Raw genomic sequence first — 18,371 nt, forward strand, 5'->3', positions numbered from 1 at the left:
GGCTGGTTTTGATCAGTCCCTTTTTAAATCAAATCATGAAGGGAGCTTAGCCACTTGAATAAACACGAGCTTTTTGAAAAATTATTAAATCAATTGGAGTTAGCTGATTATCAGGATGCGGATTGCTTTAAAAATGCTGAAATTAAACAGTTAGAAGTTCACACCCAAACTAAGGGCTGGCATTTTAAATTTTACTTTTTAAAACAGCTGCCGTTTAACGTATTTAATGATTTTGTGCACCGCTTGATTACGACTTTTGGGCCATTTGCAAGGGTTAGCTTTGAAATTGAAGTTGCTCAGCCAAAATTAGATAGTCACTTGGTTAGGGCTTATTGGGACTGGGTGGTAAACAATAGTGGTTTAAATTCAATGATGGCTAAGCAAATTTGTGATGCTAGTGTTCCTTCGGTTGAAGACCACCGGGTGAACCTAGTTGCTGAAAATGAAATCATTAAGGACTTTTTGGTAAATACCGCTCTTGGTCGAATTGAAGAACGTTTTCAAGCCTGTGGGTTTCCTCGGTTTTCAATTCATACCTTCGTCGACCAAAGTGAAACTCAGGCTAAGATTAAGGAATTCAAGGATAATAAGGAACAAACCGATGCTGAAATCGCTAAAAAGGCGGTTGCAGCAATTAAACAGGCAAATGAAAAACGGGCTACCAAGAGCAGTGCGGCCCCTAAAACCAACGGTCCGGTTATTTTTGGGAAGGCAATTAGTGACGATGCAGATGTTACCAAGCTAATTGACGTTACCCAAGAGGAACGTTCAGTAGTGTTAAACGGATTTGTTTTCGATAAGGAAGTCCGGGCCCTTAGGTCTGGCCGGCAGTTATTAATCTTTAAGGTGACCGATTTTAGTTCCTCTATTGTGGTTAAAAAATTCTCCAGAAACGAACAGGATGAGGCCCAATTTGAAGCAATTCAAAAGGGGGCTTGGTTAAAGCTACGGGGAAGTGTGCAAGAGGACAATTACACCCATGAACTGACCATGAATGCCTTTGATATTAATACGACTACCCATGCTGAACGAAAAGATACCGCAGATGAAAAACGGGTCGAACTACACCTTCACACGAATATGAGTCAAATGGATGCAATTGATGGAATCGATGCGTTTGCGAAACGGGCTAAAGACTGGGGCCATCGCGCAATTGCGATTACTGACCATTCTGCATTGCAGGGATTTCCAGCTGCCTATAGTGCGGGGCAAAAGAACGGGTTAAAGATGATTTACGGTGTAGAAGCAAACGTTGTCGATGATGGGATGGAAATTGGGTTCAATAATCAACACGTGGATTTAAAGAATGCAACCTACGTGGTTTTTGATATCGAAACGACCGGACTGTCAGCCATTTACGATAAAATTATTGAAGTTTCTGCTGTTAAGATGGTGCACGATAACGTTGTTGATCAATTTGAAGAATTTATTGATCCTGGATTTCATTTAAGTGAATTTACTACCAACCTAACTTCGATTACCGATGATATGGTACGGGGTTCTAAGTCCGAAGAAACCGTCCTAAAGTTATTCCGTGAATTTTGCGGCGATGCAATTGTAGTTGGCCATAACGTTACATTTGACGTTGGCTTTATGAACGTTGGTTATGAACGCTATGGGATGAGTAAGATTGAAAACCCCATTATTGATACGCTACCGCTGGCCCGCTTCTTATACCCGAACCTAAAGAGTTACCGGTTAAACACCCTTGCTAAGAAATTTGGGGTCAACCTGGAACACCACCACCGGGCAGTTTACGATGCTGAAAGTACCGGTCATTTGAACTACCTCTTTTTGAAGGAGGCCGAGGACCGTTACGGGATTCAATACCAAGATCAACTAAATGATCACATGACGGAACACAGCGCATACAAACACGCGCGGCCGTTTCACGTGACACTACTAGCACAAACCCAAGCGGGCTTAAAGAACCTCTTTAAGTTAGTTTCGCTTTCTAACGTTGAGTATTTTTACCGGGTGCCTAGAATTCCCCGGAGTCAGTTAGTAAAGTATCGTGATGGAATATTAGTCGGGTCTGCGTGTGCATCCGGGGAAGTTTTCACGGCAATGGTTCAAAAGGGAATTGATGAAGCACGGGAAAAGGCTAAGTTTTACGACTATTTAGAAGTGCAACCGCAAGCCAATTACCAGCCATTGATTGACTCGCAATTCATTCACGATCGAAAGCATCTCCATGAAATTATTAATAACATGGTTCAATTGGGCGAAGAGCTAGATAAACCGGTGGTGGCCACTGGGGACGCCCATTATGTTGACCCCCATGAGTACATCTATCGCAAAATTTTGATTCATTCCCAGGGGGGTGCTAACCCGCTTAGCCGGCAAAAACTACCGGAAGTTCAGTTCCACACTACCGATGAAATGCTAGCTGACTTCAGTTACCTGGGTGAGCAACGGGCTAAGCAGATCGTTATAACCAACACCAACGTGGTGGCTGATATGGTTGATGATGATATTCGACCGGTTAAGGATAAGCTATATACTCCCCACATTGATGGGGCGGAGGATGAAATAAAGACCCTTACGTATACTAAGGCTTACGACTACTACGGAGATCCGCTTCCCGACCTAGTTAAAAAACGGGTTGATCGAGAATTAAAAAGTATTATTGGAAATGGATTCTCGGTTATCTATTTAATTGCGCAAAAATTAGTTTTTAAGAGTAATAAGGATGGGTATCTGGTTGGTTCCCGGGGGTCAGTGGGGTCCAGTCTAGTTGCTACCATGGCTGGGATTACTGAGGTGAATCCACTGCCACCACATTACCGATGTCCAAAGTGTAAGTACTCACACTTCTATACCAAGGGAGAGTATTCATCTGGATACGATTTGCCGAGAAAGCAGTGTCCTAAGTGTGGAACTGAAATGATTGGAGATGGCCAAAACATTCCATTTGAAACTTTCCTAGGATTCAAGGGAAACAAGGTCCCAGATATTGATTTGAACTTCTCTGGTGACTATCAGCCAATTGCCCATAACTACATGAAGGTCTTGTTTGGCGAGGACAACGTTTATCGAGCGGGAACGATTGGAACGGTTGCTGATAAAACGGCCTACGGTTATGTTAAGGCCTACGAACGGGATACCGAACAAAATATTCGTTCGGCAGAAGTCGACCGTCTAGCTCAAGGCGACGTTGGCGTTAAGCGAACCACTGGCCAACATCCAGCTGGAATTATCATTGTGCCGAGCGACATGGATATTTATGACTTTACCCCAATTCAATACCCAGCTAATGATCAACAAGCAGAATGGGAAACGACTCACTTTGATTTCCATTCGATCCATGATAATATTTTGAAAATGGATATCTTAGGACATGATGATCCAACGATGATTCGGACCCTCCAAGATCTATCTGGAATTGATCCACAAACCATTCCGATGGATGATCAAGGGGTGATGTCAATTTTCTCAGGGACTGAAATTTTAGGGGTTACTCCCGAACAGATTCAGTCCAAGACCGGAACCCTCGGGGTGCCAGAGTTTGGAACTAAGTTCGTCCGGGGAATGTTGGAACAAACCCACCCTAAAAATTATTCTCAGCTACTACAAATTTCAGGTTTATCACATGGAACTGACGTTTGGTTAGGAAATGCTGATGAAATCATTAAGAACGGGACCGCTACGATTGCAAACGTAATTGGGTGTCGTGATAATATTATGACCGATTTGATCAACTGGGGTTTGGATTCAGAAACATCCTTCCAAATTATGGAATCAGTGCGGAAGGGGCGTGGAATCAAGGATGAGTGGCGAAAGGCCATGAACGAAGCCAATATTCCCGATTGGTACATCCAGTCCTGTCTCAAAATTAAGTACATGTTCCCACGGGCCCATGCGGCGGCTTACGTTTTAATGGCCCTGCGGGTTGCTTACTTCAAAGTGTACTTCCCATTGGTCTACTACGCTGCTTACTTCTCCATTCGTGCTGATGACTTTGACGTGGTTGCGATGGCCAGCGGCAAGGAATCTGTCAAAGAATCGATGAAGGCAATTCAAGACCAGGGTAACGATGCGTCCGCAAAGGATAAAAATCTGCTAACCGTTTTGGAACTAGCAAATGAAATGCTAGAACGTGGCTTTGAATTTGAAATGATTGATTTAAAACGGTCTGATGCTGATAAGTGGTTAATCGAAGGGAACCAACTTTTAGCGCCATTCCGTGCCATTCCAGGATTAGGATTGAACGTTGCAAAGCAAATCGTTGCTGCACGTGAAGACAAGGCCTTTATTTCAAAGGAAGATCTTGCTAAACGGGGAAAGGTTTCGAAGAAGATTGTTGATTTTATGGATGAAAATGGAGTCTTAAAAGGGTTACCAGATGAAAACCAGTTAAGTTTATTCGATATGCTATGATTTGAGTTTATCACTTATTTATGGTATATTTAGTTAAGTAATTAATACTCGGTTAAGGGAGTGAGCAGGGATGCTCACTCTTTTTATTGGATTTAATAGGAGGTATGCATACAAATTGAGTAACGTTCCCGAGATTGTGAAAGATGTCTTAACACCAATTTTAAATGAACATCACTTTGAGTTGTTCGACATTGAATACGTTAAAGAAAGCCAAAATTGGTATCTGCGGGTTTATATTGATAAACCTGCTGGAATTACCATTGAGGATTGTGCTATCATTAGCGATCAATTAGGTGAAGAATTAGATGCAATGGATCCTGATCCAATCCCACAAGCTTATTATTTAGAAGTATCATCTCCAGGTGCAGAACGGCCCTTGAGAAACGAAAAAGAAATTAGAGAAGCAATTGGTAACTACATTAACGTTTCGCTGTACTACCCAGTCAAGCAAAACAAGGTGTACGAAGGAACTTTAAAAGCGGTTACCGAAGATAATGATTTAGTAATTGAGTATAATGATATGAGTGTATTCAGAGAACTCACGATTCCCTCAAAGGCAATTGCTAAAGTCCGACTTGCAATTAAGTTTTAGTTCAAAGGAGAATTATAATGAGTAAAGAATTATTGGGTGCTTTTGATGCCCTAGAAAAAGAAAAGGGTATCAAGAAGGAAACCATCATCGATGCCTTAGAGGCAGCTTTAACATCTGCTTATAAGCGTAATTATGGCCAATCACAAAATGTAGATGTAGAATTTGATGATAGGAAGGGCGATATTCACGTTTATGCTGTTAAGAAGATTGTGGATGTGGTTGAAGATCCCCAAACTGAATATAGCATTAAGGATGCTCTTCAAATTAGCCATGGTTATGAAGTTGGAGACGATATTAAAATTGAGGTAACTCCTAAAAACTTCGGTCGAATTGCCGCCCAAACTGCTAAGCAAGTAATTATGCAACGGGTTCGAGAAGCCGAACGGGAAATGGTTTATAACCAATTTAGCCAGTACCAAGATGAATTAATTACTGGTGAAGTGGAACGGGCTGATAACCGCTTTGTTTATATTAACTTAGGTAAGGTTGAAGCGGTTATGCCAACTAGTAACCAAATGCCAAATGAAGAATACCGGCCCCAGGAAAAAATCAAGGTTTACGTTACTAAGGTTGAAAATGCTTCCAAGGGACCTCAAGTATTCGTTAGCCGGACCGCCCCTGGACTATTGAAACGGTTATTTGAACAAGAAGTTCCTGAAATCTATGATGGAACAGTTGAAATTGTTTCAATTGCCCGGGAAGCTGGCGATCGGGCTAAGGTGGCCGTTCGTTCTAATAACCCAGATATTGATCCAGTTGGAACCACCGTTGGGCCAAAGGGACAACGGGTCCAAACAATCGTTAATGAACTCGGTGGCGAAAACATGGACATCGTTGAATGGACCGATGATAAGGCGAAATTTATTGCAAACGCCTTAAACCCATCTGAAGTAGTGGATGTTATTTTTGATCCTGAAAATGACCAGGCATGTACCGTAATTGTTCCTGATTACCAATTATCACTTGCAATTGGGAAACGCGGTCAAAACGCTAGATTAGCTGCTAAGTTAACTGGGTTTAAAATCGATATTAAATCGGAATCTGAAGCAGACGAGAATATCTATGATAATAACATTGCTGCTGAAGACCCTGATGACAACGAAAACGCTGATTAATTACTAATGGAGGGTTTTTAAATGCGACGTCGAAAAGTTCCAATGCGTAAGGATATTGTTACTGGCGAAATGGCTCCCAAAAAAGAGTTAATTAGAATCGTTCGTGACAAGGAAGGCAACGTTAGCATTGATAAGACTGGCAAAAAAGCCGGTCGCGGTGCGTATATTTCAATGGATGTAGAAATTGCTAAGCAAGCTAAGGCTAAGAAAACATTTGATAAGGTTTTTGAAATCAAGGTTGATGATCAATTTTATGATGATTTAATCGCATATACTGACCATGAACAAGCCAGAAAAAAATTGTTTGAAAATGAATAGTCAGAAGTATTTAAATTTAATCGGAATTGCTAAACGAGCCGGAAAGGTAGTGACTGGCGAAGCAATTATCTTAAGTGCGATTAGAAAACATCAGGTTGCGCTTTTGATTATTGCAAGTGATACCGGACAATCAACTACCAAAAAGTTTATTGACAAAGCTGGTTCATACCAAGTGGCGTACCATCACCTAATTACCAAACAGCAGTTAAGTGATGCGATTGGTGCTCCGCGCACGATGGTGGGGATTACTGATCGGGGCTTTGCTAGCAAACTAAACGAAATAAAAAATAGTTAAAGGATAGTGATTATATGGGTAAAAAGCGTATTTATGAATTAGCTAAAGAACTCAATGTTACTAGTAAGCAACTAATTAGTAGCGCTAATAGTAAGGGTATTTCGGTTCATAACCATATGTCTACGATTGATGATAGCCAAGAAAAACAGATCAGAGCAGCTTTAAAAGGGAGTTCTAACCAACCAGCCAGTCATGCTAATGCAAAGTCACAGTCAAATGGTGGTCAACACCATACTAATTCCCAAAACCGGAATAGTGAAAAGCGGACTGCTAAGAATGACCATAAGCAAGGTGAAAGAACTAACTCTAACAAGTCGAATAGTAATGCTGCCAAAAACCACCAGGGACAAGCTGGTAATAATCGGAGCAATGCTAGTCATAGTAATAGCCATTCTAATAACCACCGCATTAACGCTAGCGGTGCGAACAACAACAATAACAACAGTCATTCCAATAACCGGAATACTAACACCAATAATAACGGTGGCAATGGTAATTCGAACGGGTTCCATAAGAATAACCGTAAAAACAAAAAGAAGTTTAACAAGCGAAATAATAACTTCGGCAATAAGTACACTAAGAACCAACGAATTCGCCAAATTCATAAGCATAACGATGCTCCTAAGCGAAAGGATCATCCGCTTCCAGAAGTGTTAGAATACACTGATGGAATGAATGCTCAAGAAATTGGTAAGGTTCTGCACCGTGAACCAGCTGAAATCGTTAAAAAGTTGTTTATGTTGGGTGTAATGGTTAACCAAAACAAATCACTTGATAAGGAAACCATCGAACTCTTGGCAGCTGATTACGGGATTGGAGCTAAGGAAAAAGAAGAAGTTAACGTTTCTGACCTTGATAAGCTCTTTGACGAAGAAGAACACAATACCGCCTACCAAGAAAATCGGCCGCCAGTGGTTACCATTATGGGACACGTTGACCACGGGAAGACAACGCTATTGGATTATCTGAGACACTCCCACATTACTTCTGGTGAAGCTGGTGGGATTACCCAGGGAATTGGGGCCTACCAAGTTCAACACGATCACAAGACGATTACATTCTTGGATACACCAGGACATGCGGCCTTTACTGCAATGCGGGCCCGCGGTGCTGACATTACTGATATTACCATTTTGGTGGTTGCTGCAGATGATGGGGTAATGCCACAAACGGTTGAAGCGATTAACCATGCCAAGGCCGCAAAGACACCAATTATCGTGGCCATTAATAAAATTGATAAACCGGGTGCCAACCCTGACCACGTTACTGAACAGCTTAGTAACTACGGTTTAATCCCAGAAGACTGGGGTGGGGATACCATTTTCGTTAAGATTTCAGCTAAGTTTGGGAATAACGTGGATGAACTATTGGACATGATCCTATTACAAGCTGAAGTGATGGAATTAAAGGCTAATCCGAAGCAAAATGCTGCTGGATCAGTAATTGAAGCCCGCTTAGACCGTGGCAAGGGAACTGTTGCAACCCTCTTGGTTCAACAAGGGACCATGCACGTTGGGGATCCGATCGTAGTTGGTGATACCTTTGGCCGGGTTCGGACGATGGTTAATGAACACAACCAAGAAATGAAGGAAGCAACGCCTTCTACGCCGGTTGGAATTACTGGATTGAATGACGTTCCTGAAGCTGGGGACCGTTTCATTGTCTTTGACGATGAAAAGACCGCTAGAACGGTTGGTGAAAAGCGGGCCGAAGAAGCGAAGGAAAACGACCGTCGGCAAACTAACCACGTTACGCTTGATAACCTGTTTGATTCCCTTAAGGAAGGTGAAATGAAGCAAGTTGATATTATCATTAAGGCTGACGTGCAAGGATCCGTAGAAGCACTTTCATCCAGTCTTCAAAAGATTGAAGTTGAAGGCGTTAAGGTCAACATCATTCATACTGGAGTTGGGGCCATCAACGAAAGTGACGTTGCCCTAGCAGAAGCAAGTAACGCCATTATCATTGGATTTAACGTTCGCCCTACACCGCAAGCAAAGGCGCAAGCGGAAAGTGACAGCGTTGATATTCGACTCCACCAAGTTATTTACGATGCGATTGATGAAGTTGAATCAGCAATGAAGGGGCTTTTGGAACCAACCTACAAGGAAGAAGTTACTGGACAGGTTGAAGTTAGAGAAATCTACAAAGCTTCTAAGGTTGGAACGATTGCCGGTGGAATGGTAATTTCTGGTTACATTAGCCGTGATAGTAAGGTGCGGTTAATTAGAGATAACGTCGTGGTTTATGATGGTGAACTAGGTAGTTTGAAGCGGTTCAAAGACGACGCGAAGAGTGTTAAGCAAGGATTTGAATGTGGGTTAACCATTGAAAATTACAATGATATCAAGGTTAACGATGTCATTGAAGCTTACGTAATGAAGGAAGTTCCAGTCGAATAATCTTGATCAAGGAGTGATACCGATGGCACAATACCGAGTAGGTAGACTACAACAAGAAATTCAAAGGGAAGTAAACGACCTGTTATTAAAGGAAGTTCGTGATCCCCGGGTTAAGGGGGTTACGATTACGGGTGTGGATGTAACTGGTGATCTTCAACAAGCCACCATTTTCTACAGTATCCTTTCTGATAAGAAGAGTGACGAAGAGAGCACTCAAAAAGGGTTGGATAAAGCAACTGGGATGATTCGCAGTGGCTTAGGAGCCCGCTTAAGAAACGTTTATAAAACCCCTGAGATTCATTTTGAATTGGATGATTCAATTCAATATGGAAGTAAGATTGATCAATTGATCAATAAACTACAACGCGAAGATAAATAATTTAAAAAGAGTAGGTAATGAACGTTTATTATCTACTCTTTTTGAGTTTCAATGAAGATAGAAATGAGGAGGCGTTCATTGTGGACGGAATTATTCCATTAAATAAGGAGCGGGGAATGACCAGCTTCGATTGCGTACGAAAGCTGCGAGGAATCCTAAAAACAAAAAAGATTGGCCATAGTGGAACCTTAGACCCGAACGTGGATGGGGTTTTGCCAATCTGTGTGGGCAGTGCCACTAAGGTGGTGGACTTTCTAATGAATTCTGGGAAGGTTTACCGCGGTGAGATAACGCTGGGCTTTGCCACGACGACTGAGGATTTAGACGGGGAGGTAATTGACCAAAAGCCAATTACGACCCCATTCGAGCAATCAACCATCAATCAGGCAATGCAAGAATTAGTTCAACCGGAACTTCTACAAATCCCGCCAATGTATTCAGCAGTCAAAGTAAACGGCCGCAAATTATACGAGTACGCTCGGGCTGGAGAAACCGTTGAACGTCCAGAACGCCATGTCCGGATTGATTACTTTAAAATCACCGCTCCCGTTACTTTTGATGCGGAAAATCACGTTCAAAAAATTAAATTTGAGGTTGGTTGTGGGAAGGGGACTTACGTGCGCACCCTATCATTTATGGTTGGCCAAATTTTAGGGGTTCCGGCAGTAATGTCCGACCTAACTAGAATTAAGAGCGGGGGGTTCACCCTTAACCAAGCGGTAACCCTTAGTCAAGTTGAAACGGCAGTCCAAACCAATCAACTTGAGACCATCTGTTTCCCAATTGACCATGCCTTAAGTGGGTTTCCAAATGTTAATTTAACGTTAAAGCAATGGAAAGTAGTGCAAAATGGTGGATTTTTAGCCCCCCAAGATATTAAGATGAATAGTGATCAGATTGCTGTAAGGTTTAATCAGCAAATCAAAGCACTGTACTATTTTAATCATGACCAAGGGGTTTATAAACCGCTAAAAATGTTTAGTGTAAAGTAGGAGTTTTGATAATGGAAATCTTTAAAATTCACCACCCGATGGGGAATTTACAATTTAACGAACCGGTGGTCTTAGCAATGGGCTTCTTTGATGGCCTTCACCTAGGGCACCAGCGGGTAATTGAACGTGCAAAGCAAATTGCGGATCAAAAGGGCGTTAAGCTAGCAGTTTTAACCTATGATCATCACCCGTCAATTGTCTATCAACGGTTAAGTGCACATGATAAGCGTTACTTAACTTTAAATGATTACAAAATGGATTTATTGGAACAAATGGGGGTGCAGGTGGTATTTCAAGTTAGTTATACCAATGCATTCCAAGCACAATCACCCCAGCAGTTCGTTGATAACTATCTGTGTCGATTGAACGCGTTAGTAGTCGTAGCTGGTTTTGATCACACCTATGGTGAAAAGAAAGCAACCATGCACCTACTGCCTGAGTACGTAAAGGATCGCTTTGAAGTGGTTGAAGTAGCATCATTTGATATTGATAATAAAAAAGTTAGCTCGACTCGAATTCGGCGCAATTTAGATGCTGGCCACATTGATACGGTGAACCGCTTATTAGGCCGTCCTTTCGTTACTAGTGGGACCATCGTGCATGGTTTTGCCCGTGGCCGCGAGTTAGGGTACCCCACCGCAAACGTTGAACACAGTGAATACCAATGGTTACCAGCAATTGGTATTTACATTGTCCGAATGCAAATTGGTGATCAGTGGTATGGCGGAATGGCTTCGATTGGAAGAAATGTTACTTTTGGTGATGCCCACCCAATTACCGTTGAAATTAACTTATTTAATTTTAACCAAAATATTTACGGTGAAGATGTCCAAATTGAATGGTTGCATTGGACCCGGGGAGAAGTGAAATTTAACGGCGTAGATGCCTTAATTAAGCAACTTCAGGCCGATCAAAAAGAGGCTGAAAAATTTTTAAGTGATTTGTGAGTGTCTTTCTTGACTTATAATTCTCACTTTGGTACATTATATATGTAGCTTAGCACTTGATACATACGAGTGCTAAAAAGGAGTGATTATTAATGCTTACAGAACGACAAGAACGAATTTTATCTGGAATCGTTCAGGACTATACCCAGTTTGGAGTCCCAGTTGGCTCTAAGGCATTAGCTAATCAGCTTCCGTTCCATGTTAGTTCAGCTACGATTAGAAATGAAATGGTAGTATTGGAAAAAGCGGGGTTGATTGAAAAGACCCACCTTTCATCCGGACGAATTCCATCGATTAATGGCTATCGGTACTATGTCGACCATTTAACACTTTCAAGGGTTAATACGTCGAGTGACTTAGCGGTTATTCATAAGGCATTGGATACTAATTACCAAGAAATCGATGAGTTAGTTCAGCAATCTGCTAATATTCTTTCTGATTTGACTAACTACACTGCTTTGACGCTACAGCCTGAACAGGCAACTAGCAGGCACTTACAGGGATTTAGGTTGGTTGCGCTCGGTGATCAGCGAGTAATGGCGATCCTAGTAACTGATAACGGTGATGCTGAAACGCAAATGTTTCGAATCCCCGCTGGGGTTACTGGAGAACAACTAGAAGCGGTGGTTAATTTAATTAACGATCGTTTAGTTGGACAGCCATTATCGGTGGTGCTAGCACAACTTAAATCGGTGATTCCAAGCGAAGTCAATCAGTACTTGCATTCACCGGATGTTTTTATCAGTATCTTGGATGAGGTTTTGATGAAAGCAGCCAGAGACCGGCTGTACGTTGGCGGAGAAATGAACCTGTTAAGTTTCACGGAACAAAGTGACGTTAGCTATTTAAAGCCACTGTATTCCATGCTAAATCAATCTGGTGAAATTGCAAAATTTATCGATAGCCCTGGTGACGGGGTGTCGGTCAAGATTGGTTCTGAAATGAGTAATGAACTATTGAAAAACTATAGTGTTATTACCGGGACTTACGATGTTGGCCAGTATGGCAAGGGTGTTATCGCTGTATTGGGCCCAACTCGGATGCCGTATTCTAAGGTGATTACCTTAGTAAGTGCATTTAGAGAAGAGCTTGCCAATCGTTTGTTAGGTTACTATAAAGAAAATAAATAAATCTAAAGGAGGGTTTTGTTTGGCATCTAATAAGAAGCATGATGAAGAAAAGCAAAATTCTGCGGAAGCAACTGAAACAGAAAAGGTAACGGCTGCTGAAGAACAAGCCGCTACTGAAGAAAAGCACGATGATAAGGAAATTATCGACTTAAAACGCCAATTGGATGATATGGAAAATAAGTATCTCCGGGCTGCAGCAGAACTACAAAACGTACAAAACAGGGCTAAAAAGGAACAAGCAACCATCCTCAAGTATGATGGACAGAAGTTAGCTACTAATATCCTGCCAATTGTTGATAACTTGAACCGGGCTTTAGAAGTTAAGGTCGACGACAAGGGCGGTCAACAACTAAAGCAAGGGGTTGAAATGGTGGCAAAACACCTTGAAAAGGCTCTTAGCGATAGTAAGGTGGAACGCTTGGACGTCGAAGGAAGGGAATTCGATCCGAACTTCTGTCAAGCCGTTCAAACGGTGCCGGCTGATGATGATCATCCAACTGACCACGTTGTCAAGGTATTACAAAACGGCTACAAATTAGCTGATCGAGTAATTAGACCTGCGATGGTTGTTGTTGCAAAATAAAATTAAATTAAATGAATCAAAAATAAAAAGTGAGGTAAATTAAATTATGGCTAGTAACAAAATTATTGGAATTGATTTAGGAACTACTAATTCAGCAGTTGCCGTTCTTGAAGGTAACGAACCAAAGATTATTCCAAACCCAGAAGGTTCCAGAACAACCCCTTCAGTAGTTGCATTTAAAGATGGTGAAATCCAAGTTGGTGAAGTTGCTAAACGGCAAATGATCACTAACCCTAACACCGTTGTTTCAATCAAGAGTCACATGGGTGATAGTAACTACAAGGTTGATATTGATGGCAAGAGTTACACTCCTCAACAAATTTCAGCAATGATTTTACAATACATCAAGAAGTTTGCTGAAGACTACATTGGCGACACTGTTGACAAGGCAGTTATTACCGTGCCTGCATACTTCGATGATGCTCAAAGACAAGCAACTAAGGATGCTGGTAAGATTGCTGGACTAGACGTTAAGCGGATTATCAACGAACCTACTGCAGCTGCTTTAGCATACGGATTAAACAAGAAGGATAACGACCAAAAGGTATTGGTATATGACCTTGGTGGTGGGACCTTTGATGTTTCTGTTCTTGAATTAGGGGACGGTGTGTTCCAAGTACTTTCAACTAATGGTGATACTCACTTAGGTGGGGATGACTTCGATAAGAAGATTATGGACTGGTTGATCGATGGCTTTAAGAAGGAACACGGCGTTGACTTATCAAAGGATAAGATGGCATTACAACGGTTAAAGGATGCCGCTGAAAAGGCTAAGAAGGATCTTTCAGGAGTTTCTGAAACTGAAATTAGCCTTCCATTTATCGCTTCTGGCGATGAAGGGCCTCTCCACTTAACTGCTAAGTTAAGCCGTTCTAAGTTCAATGAATTAACTGCCGATCTAGTTGAAAAAACTAAGAAGCCTTTCGATAACGCTTTAAAGGATGCTGGATTATCCACTTCCGACATTGATAACGTTATTTTAAATGGTGGTTCAACTAGAATTCCTGCCGTTCAAGAAGCCGTAAAGGAATGGACTGGGAAGGAACCTAACCACTCAATCAACCCTGACGAAGCCGTTGCTGATGGTGCTGCTGTTCAAGGTGGAGTGTTAACCGGTGACGTTAAGGACGTTGTTTTACTTGATGTTACACCACTTTCACTTGGAATTGAAACAATGGGTGGGGTCTTCACTAAGTTAATCGACAGAAACACAACCATCCCAACTTCAAAGAGTCAAGTCTTTTCAACTGCTGCTGATAACCAACCAGCCGTTGATATCCACGTCTTACAAGGTGAACGGCCAATGGCTGCTGATGACAAGACGCTTGGTCAATTCCAATTAACTGACATTCCAGCTGCCCCTCGTGGAATCCCTCAAATCGAAGTTACTTTTGATATTGATAAGAACGGAATCGTTAACGTTTCTGCTAAGGATAAGGGAACTGGTAAGTCACAAAAGATTACCATTAAGGATTCTAACGGTCTTTCAGATGACGAAATCAACAAGATGATGGATGAAGCTAAGGCTAATGCTGATGCTGATGAAAAGCGCAAAGAAGAAGTTGACTTAAAGAATGAAGTTGACCAATTGATTTTCCAAACTGACAAGACTTTGAAGGATGTTGAAGGCAAGGTATCTGAAGATGAAATCAAGGGTACTAAGGATGCTGAAGATGCTTTGAAGAAGGCTAAGGAAGAAAACAACCTTGATGATATGAAGGCTAAGAAGGACGAACTACAAAAGCAAGTTCAAGAATTAGCTACTAAGTTATATCAACAAAACCAACAAGCTCAAGGTGGTGCTGATACCGGTGCAAATGCTGGTGCAGACGCTGCTAAGGGTGATGACAACACAGTTAACGGTGACTTCCACGAAGTTAACGATGATGATAAGAAGGACAATAACAAATAATTGTCATTAATTCGTTGTCATAAAAAGTCAAAGTCGCTGATTAGGCTTTGGCTTTTTATTGTCTAAGGGGTTTTAATCCTTTAAAATGAAATTAATTTGAAATAGGAGGCAAACAATGGCTGGAGAAGATTATTACAAGGTGTTGGGCCTTGATCATAATGCCAGTGAAAATGACATTAAACGTGCTTACCGGAAACTTGCGGCTAAGTACCATCCAGATATTAATAAGGCACCGGATGCTGAGGCCAAATTCAAGCAAATTACCGAAGCGTACGAAGTTTTAAGTGATAAAGATAAAAAGGCTAATTACGATCAATATGGTTCTGCTGATGGTCCACAGGGATTCGGTGGTGGCGGTGCTGGTGGCGCCGGCGGATTTGGTGGCTTTAGTGGCGGCCAAGGCTTTGGCGGCGGTGGCTTTGAAGACATCTTTAGTCAATTCTTTGGTGGCGGCGGTGGCCAAGCCCATGATCCAAATGCGCCTACTCAAGGTCGTGACCTGCAATACCAAATGGGATTGAGCTTTGATGAAGCCGTATTTGGGAAACAAACGACGATTAAGTACAATCGGGAAGCAACTTGTCAAACCTGTGGCGGAAATGGTGCTAAACCAGGAACTAAACCACAAACTTGTCAACACTGTCACGGAAATGGTTATGTTACTGTTGAACAAAACACGCCCCTTGGTCGGATGAGAAGCCAACAAGAATGTCCAGTTTGTCATGGAACTGGGAAGGAAATCAAAGAAAAATGCCCAACTTGTCATGGCGCTGGTCAAACTGAACAAGCCCATGAAATTGCGGTTACGGTTCCGGCTGGAGTTGATGATGGTCAACAAATGCGTCTAGCTCAACAGGGGGATGCCGGTAGTAATGGGGGTCCTTACGGGGATTTATACATTCTATTCTCTGTTAAACCAAGTAAGTACTTTAAACGCGATGGAAACCGGATTATTTACAACCAACCAATTTCATTTGCCCAAGCTGCACTCGGGTGTGAAATTAAAGTGCGGGCGTTAAATGACGATAGTAAGACCGAAGATGGTCAAGTTAGTCTGAAAATTCCCGCTGGAACCCAAACTGGTACTAACTTCCGCTTAAAGGGGAAGGGAATTCCAAACGTAAATGGTTCTGGCCGTGGCGATGAGGTGGTTAACGTTAACATTATCACCCCTCGGGGATTAAATAAGCGGCAACGTGAAGCGTTAAAGGAATTTGCTGATGCTAGTGGTGAAGATATTAACATCACTAAGAACCAATCATTCTTTGATAAAATGCGTGATAAATTTGATAAGAAATAATTAATAAAAGCCAGCCTATCGCTGGCTTTTATTGGTTCTAATTTGTTATCCTGCGTTGTGATTGTTATAATTAAAGGAAATGATTATCGAAACGAAAAGGAAAAGGCAGGACTAAAAATGGATCTTAATGAAATGAAGGAACACCAAAAATATATTCGGAACTTTTCCATTGTCGCACATATTGATCACGGAAAATCAACGCTTGCTGATCGAATCTTGGAATTAACCGATACGGTTGCCAAGCGGGATATGCGGAATCAACTATTGGACAATATGGAATTGGAACGTGAACGTGGAATTACAATCAAGTTGAATGCGGTTAAGTTGACTTACCACGCTAAGGATGGTCATGACTATGAATTTCATCTAATTGACACCCCCGGACACGTCGATTTTTCGTATGAAGTTTCACGGAGTTTAGCGGCGTGTGAAGGGGCATTGCTAGTCGTGGATGCTACCCAGGGAGTGGAAGCTCAAACGCTAGCGAACGTTTATTTAGCACTAGATGACGACTTAGAAATTATTCCCGTGATCAATAAGGTGGATTTGCCTTCAGCACAGGTAGATGATGTGAAGGCCGAAATCTCAAATATGATTGGTTTAGATACCGATGATGCGGCCCTGACCAGTGCTAAAACGGGGCTGGGGGTTCCCGATTTACTAGAAAAAATTGTCCACGAAATCCCCGCCCCCAGTGGTGACATCGATGCGCCATTAAAGGCGTTGGTTTTTGATTCAGTATACGATGACTATCGTGGAGTGGTATTGAGCGTTAGGTTGGAAGAAGGGGTCGTAAAACCAGGCGACCAAATTCTATTGATGAATAGTGGGACCAAGTACGATGTTACCGAAGTGGGGGTCAATTCTCCCCATCCGGTTAAGCGTGACTATTTAATGGCGGGGGATGTTGGATACATTACCGCTAGTATCAAGGATATTACGCAGACCCGGGTCGGGGATACCGTTACCCTGGCTAGTCGGCCGGCAGAAAAGGCCCTTCCTGGTTATCGTGAAATGAACCCCATGGTGTATGCCGGGCTATACCCTACTGATAACGCTAAATTTGGGGACCTCCGTGAAGCCCTAGAAAAGTTGAAGTTAAACGATGCTTCCTTGGAATTTGAACCTGAAAATTCCCAAGCGTTAGGGTTTGGGTTCCGGTGTGGATTCTTAGGACTATTGCATATGGACGTGGTTCAAGAACGACTAGAACGGGAGTTTAACCTGGATCTAATTACAACGGCGCCCTCCGTTACCTACCATGCCTTTACTAACGATGGAAATGAAGTGGATGTTCATAACCCATTCGAAATGCCAGATGCTTCCGCCATTAAAAAAATTGAGGAACCATTTGTGAAGGCAACCATTATGGTGCCCAACGACTACGTTGGAGCGGTAATGGAGCTTTGTCAAAAACGCCGGGGACAATTCGAAACCATGGATTACCTAGATGATACCCGGGTCAATGTGATTTATCATATGCCACTATCTGAAATCATCTTTGATTTCTTTGACAAACTGAAGTCTGGGACCCATGGCTATGCCTCTTTGGACTACGAAGTAGATGATTATCAACCAAGTGATTTGGTGAAGATTGACATTCTCTTGAACGGAGACCGGGTTGATGCACTTAGCTTTATCTCCCACCGTTCATTTGCTGCCAGTCGGGCTCGTGATATTGTTGGCAAGTTAAAGACGATTATCCCCCGGCAAAACTTTGAAATTCCGATTCAAGCTGCCATTGGGGCTAAGGTAATTGCTAGAACCAACGTAAAGGCATATCGGAAGGACGTTACTGCTAAGCTTTATGGTGGTGATCGGACTAGACGGATGAAGTTACTTGAAAAGCAAAAGGCCGGTAAGAAACGGATGAAGGCGGTTGGAAAGGTGGATATTCCACAAGAAGCCTTCATGGCGGTTCTAAAGACCGATGAAGATGAAACCGATGGTGGAACCAAGTAGGATTGACATTTGGTTTCAATTTCAGTAACATGTTAATAATATAATATCTTTAATTAGTCCAGAG

The 18,371-nt window shown here is 42.1% G+C and carries 14 protein-coding genes; all 14 read left to right on the forward strand.

Annotated features, from left to right (window positions below; translation table 11 throughout):
* Window positions 1-54: 54 nt before the first annotated feature.
* Window positions 55-4,380, forward strand: a complete 4,326-nt coding sequence (locus HZL42_RS03860; RefSeq protein ID WP_219054356.1) for a PolC-type DNA polymerase III — start codon at window positions 55-57, stop codon at window positions 4,378-4,380.
* Window positions 4,381-4,495: 115 nt separating this feature from the next.
* Window positions 4,496-4,972, forward strand: coding sequence for a ribosome maturation factor RimP (gene rimP / locus HZL42_RS03865; protein ID WP_219282853.1), 477 nt, complete (start codon window positions 4,496-4,498; stop codon window positions 4,970-4,972).
* Window positions 4,973-4,989: 17 nt separating this feature from the next.
* Window positions 4,990-6,087 (forward strand): transcription termination factor NusA, encoded by a 1,098-nt coding sequence (gene nusA, locus HZL42_RS03870; protein ID WP_219054357.1) that lies wholly within the window; start codon window positions 4,990-4,992, stop codon window positions 6,085-6,087.
* Window positions 6,088-6,108: 21 nt separating this feature from the next.
* Entirely contained in the window at window positions 6,109-6,405 is a 297-nt protein-coding gene (gene rnpM / locus HZL42_RS03875; protein WP_219054358.1) for an RNase P modulator RnpM, read from the forward strand.
* The gene (locus HZL42_RS03880) at window positions 6,398-6,700 is read left to right on the forward strand and encodes a ribosomal L7Ae/L30e/S12e/Gadd45 family protein (RefSeq protein ID WP_219054359.1); all 303 of its coding nucleotides are present in this window, start codon (window positions 6,398-6,400) and stop codon (window positions 6,698-6,700) included. The genes rnpM and HZL42_RS03880 overlap by 8 nt, the downstream gene beginning before the upstream one ends.
* Before the next feature lie 14 nt (window positions 6,701-6,714).
* Entirely contained in the window at window positions 6,715-9,102 is a 2,388-nt protein-coding gene (gene infB, locus HZL42_RS03885) for a translation initiation factor IF-2 (RefSeq protein ID WP_219054360.1), read from the forward strand.
* A gap of 22 nt (window positions 9,103-9,124) precedes the next feature.
* On the forward strand, window positions 9,125-9,481 hold the full coding sequence (rbfA, locus tag HZL42_RS03890; protein ID WP_219054361.1) for a 30S ribosome-binding factor RbfA: 357 nt from the start codon (window positions 9,125-9,127) through the stop codon (window positions 9,479-9,481).
* Window positions 9,482-9,561: 80 nt separating this feature from the next.
* On the forward strand, window positions 9,562-10,473 hold the full coding sequence (truB, locus tag HZL42_RS03895; protein WP_219054362.1) for a tRNA pseudouridine(55) synthase TruB: 912 nt from the start codon (window positions 9,562-9,564) through the stop codon (window positions 10,471-10,473).
* A gap of 11 nt (window positions 10,474-10,484) precedes the next feature.
* Complete coding sequence (gene ribF, locus HZL42_RS03900; protein ID WP_219054363.1) at window positions 10,485-11,420, forward strand: riboflavin biosynthesis protein RibF; 936 nt, start codon at window positions 10,485-10,487, stop codon at window positions 11,418-11,420.
* Between the two features lie 92 nt (window positions 11,421-11,512).
* On the forward strand, window positions 11,513-12,550 hold the full coding sequence (gene hrcA, locus HZL42_RS03905; protein ID WP_219054364.1) for a heat-inducible transcriptional repressor HrcA: 1,038 nt from the start codon (window positions 11,513-11,515) through the stop codon (window positions 12,548-12,550).
* Between the two features lie 19 nt (window positions 12,551-12,569).
* On the forward strand, window positions 12,570-13,133 hold the full coding sequence (grpE, locus tag HZL42_RS03910; protein ID WP_219054365.1) for a nucleotide exchange factor GrpE: 564 nt from the start codon (window positions 12,570-12,572) through the stop codon (window positions 13,131-13,133).
* 46 nt (window positions 13,134-13,179) lie between these two features.
* On the forward strand, window positions 13,180-15,045 hold the full coding sequence (gene dnaK / locus HZL42_RS03915) for a molecular chaperone DnaK (protein ID WP_219054366.1): 1,866 nt from the start codon (window positions 13,180-13,182) through the stop codon (window positions 15,043-15,045).
* Window positions 15,046-15,160: 115 nt separating this feature from the next.
* The gene (gene dnaJ / locus HZL42_RS03920) at window positions 15,161-16,345 is read left to right on the forward strand and encodes a molecular chaperone DnaJ (protein ID WP_219054367.1); all 1,185 of its coding nucleotides are present in this window, start codon (window positions 15,161-15,163) and stop codon (window positions 16,343-16,345) included.
* A 117-nt stretch (window positions 16,346-16,462) separates the two neighbouring features.
* On the forward strand, window positions 16,463-18,307 hold the full coding sequence (gene lepA / locus HZL42_RS03925) for a translation elongation factor 4 (protein ID WP_219054368.1): 1,845 nt from the start codon (window positions 16,463-16,465) through the stop codon (window positions 18,305-18,307).
* The last annotated feature ends 64 nt before the right edge of the window (window positions 18,308-18,371 follow it).

It is taken from the genome of Lactobacillus sp. Sy-1, assembly GCF_019303535.1.
In the GTDB taxonomy this organism is placed as follows: Bacteria; Bacillota; Bacilli; order Lactobacillales; family Lactobacillaceae; genus Nicoliella.

Excerpts from the sequence above, each read along its gene's own strand:
- nusA (WP_219054357.1), top strand. The coding sequence starts at position 4,990 with ATGAGTAAAGAATTATTGGGTGCTTTTGATGCCCTAGAAAAAGAAAAG.
- rnpM (WP_219054358.1), top strand. The coding sequence starts at position 6,109 with ATGCGACGTCGAAAAGTTCCAATGCGTAAGGATATTGTTACTGGCGAA.
- HZL42_RS03880 (WP_219054359.1), top strand. The coding sequence starts at position 6,398 with ATGAATAGTCAGAAGTATTTAAATTTAATCGGAATTGCTAAACGAGCC.
- infB (WP_219054360.1), top strand. The coding sequence starts at position 6,715 with ATGGGTAAAAAGCGTATTTATGAATTAGCTAAAGAACTCAATGTTACT.
- rbfA (WP_219054361.1), top strand. The coding sequence starts at position 9,125 with ATGGCACAATACCGAGTAGGTAGACTACAACAAGAAATTCAAAGGGAA.
- ribF (WP_219054363.1), top strand. The coding sequence starts at position 10,485 with ATGGAAATCTTTAAAATTCACCACCCGATGGGGAATTTACAATTTAAC.
- hrcA (WP_219054364.1), top strand. The coding sequence starts at position 11,513 with ATGCTTACAGAACGACAAGAACGAATTTTATCTGGAATCGTTCAGGAC.
- dnaK (WP_219054366.1), top strand. The coding sequence starts at position 13,180 with ATGGCTAGTAACAAAATTATTGGAATTGATTTAGGAACTACTAATTCA.
- dnaJ (WP_219054367.1), top strand. The coding sequence starts at position 15,161 with ATGGCTGGAGAAGATTATTACAAGGTGTTGGGCCTTGATCATAATGCC.
- lepA (WP_219054368.1), top strand. The coding sequence starts at position 16,463 with ATGGATCTTAATGAAATGAAGGAACACCAAAAATATATTCGGAACTTT.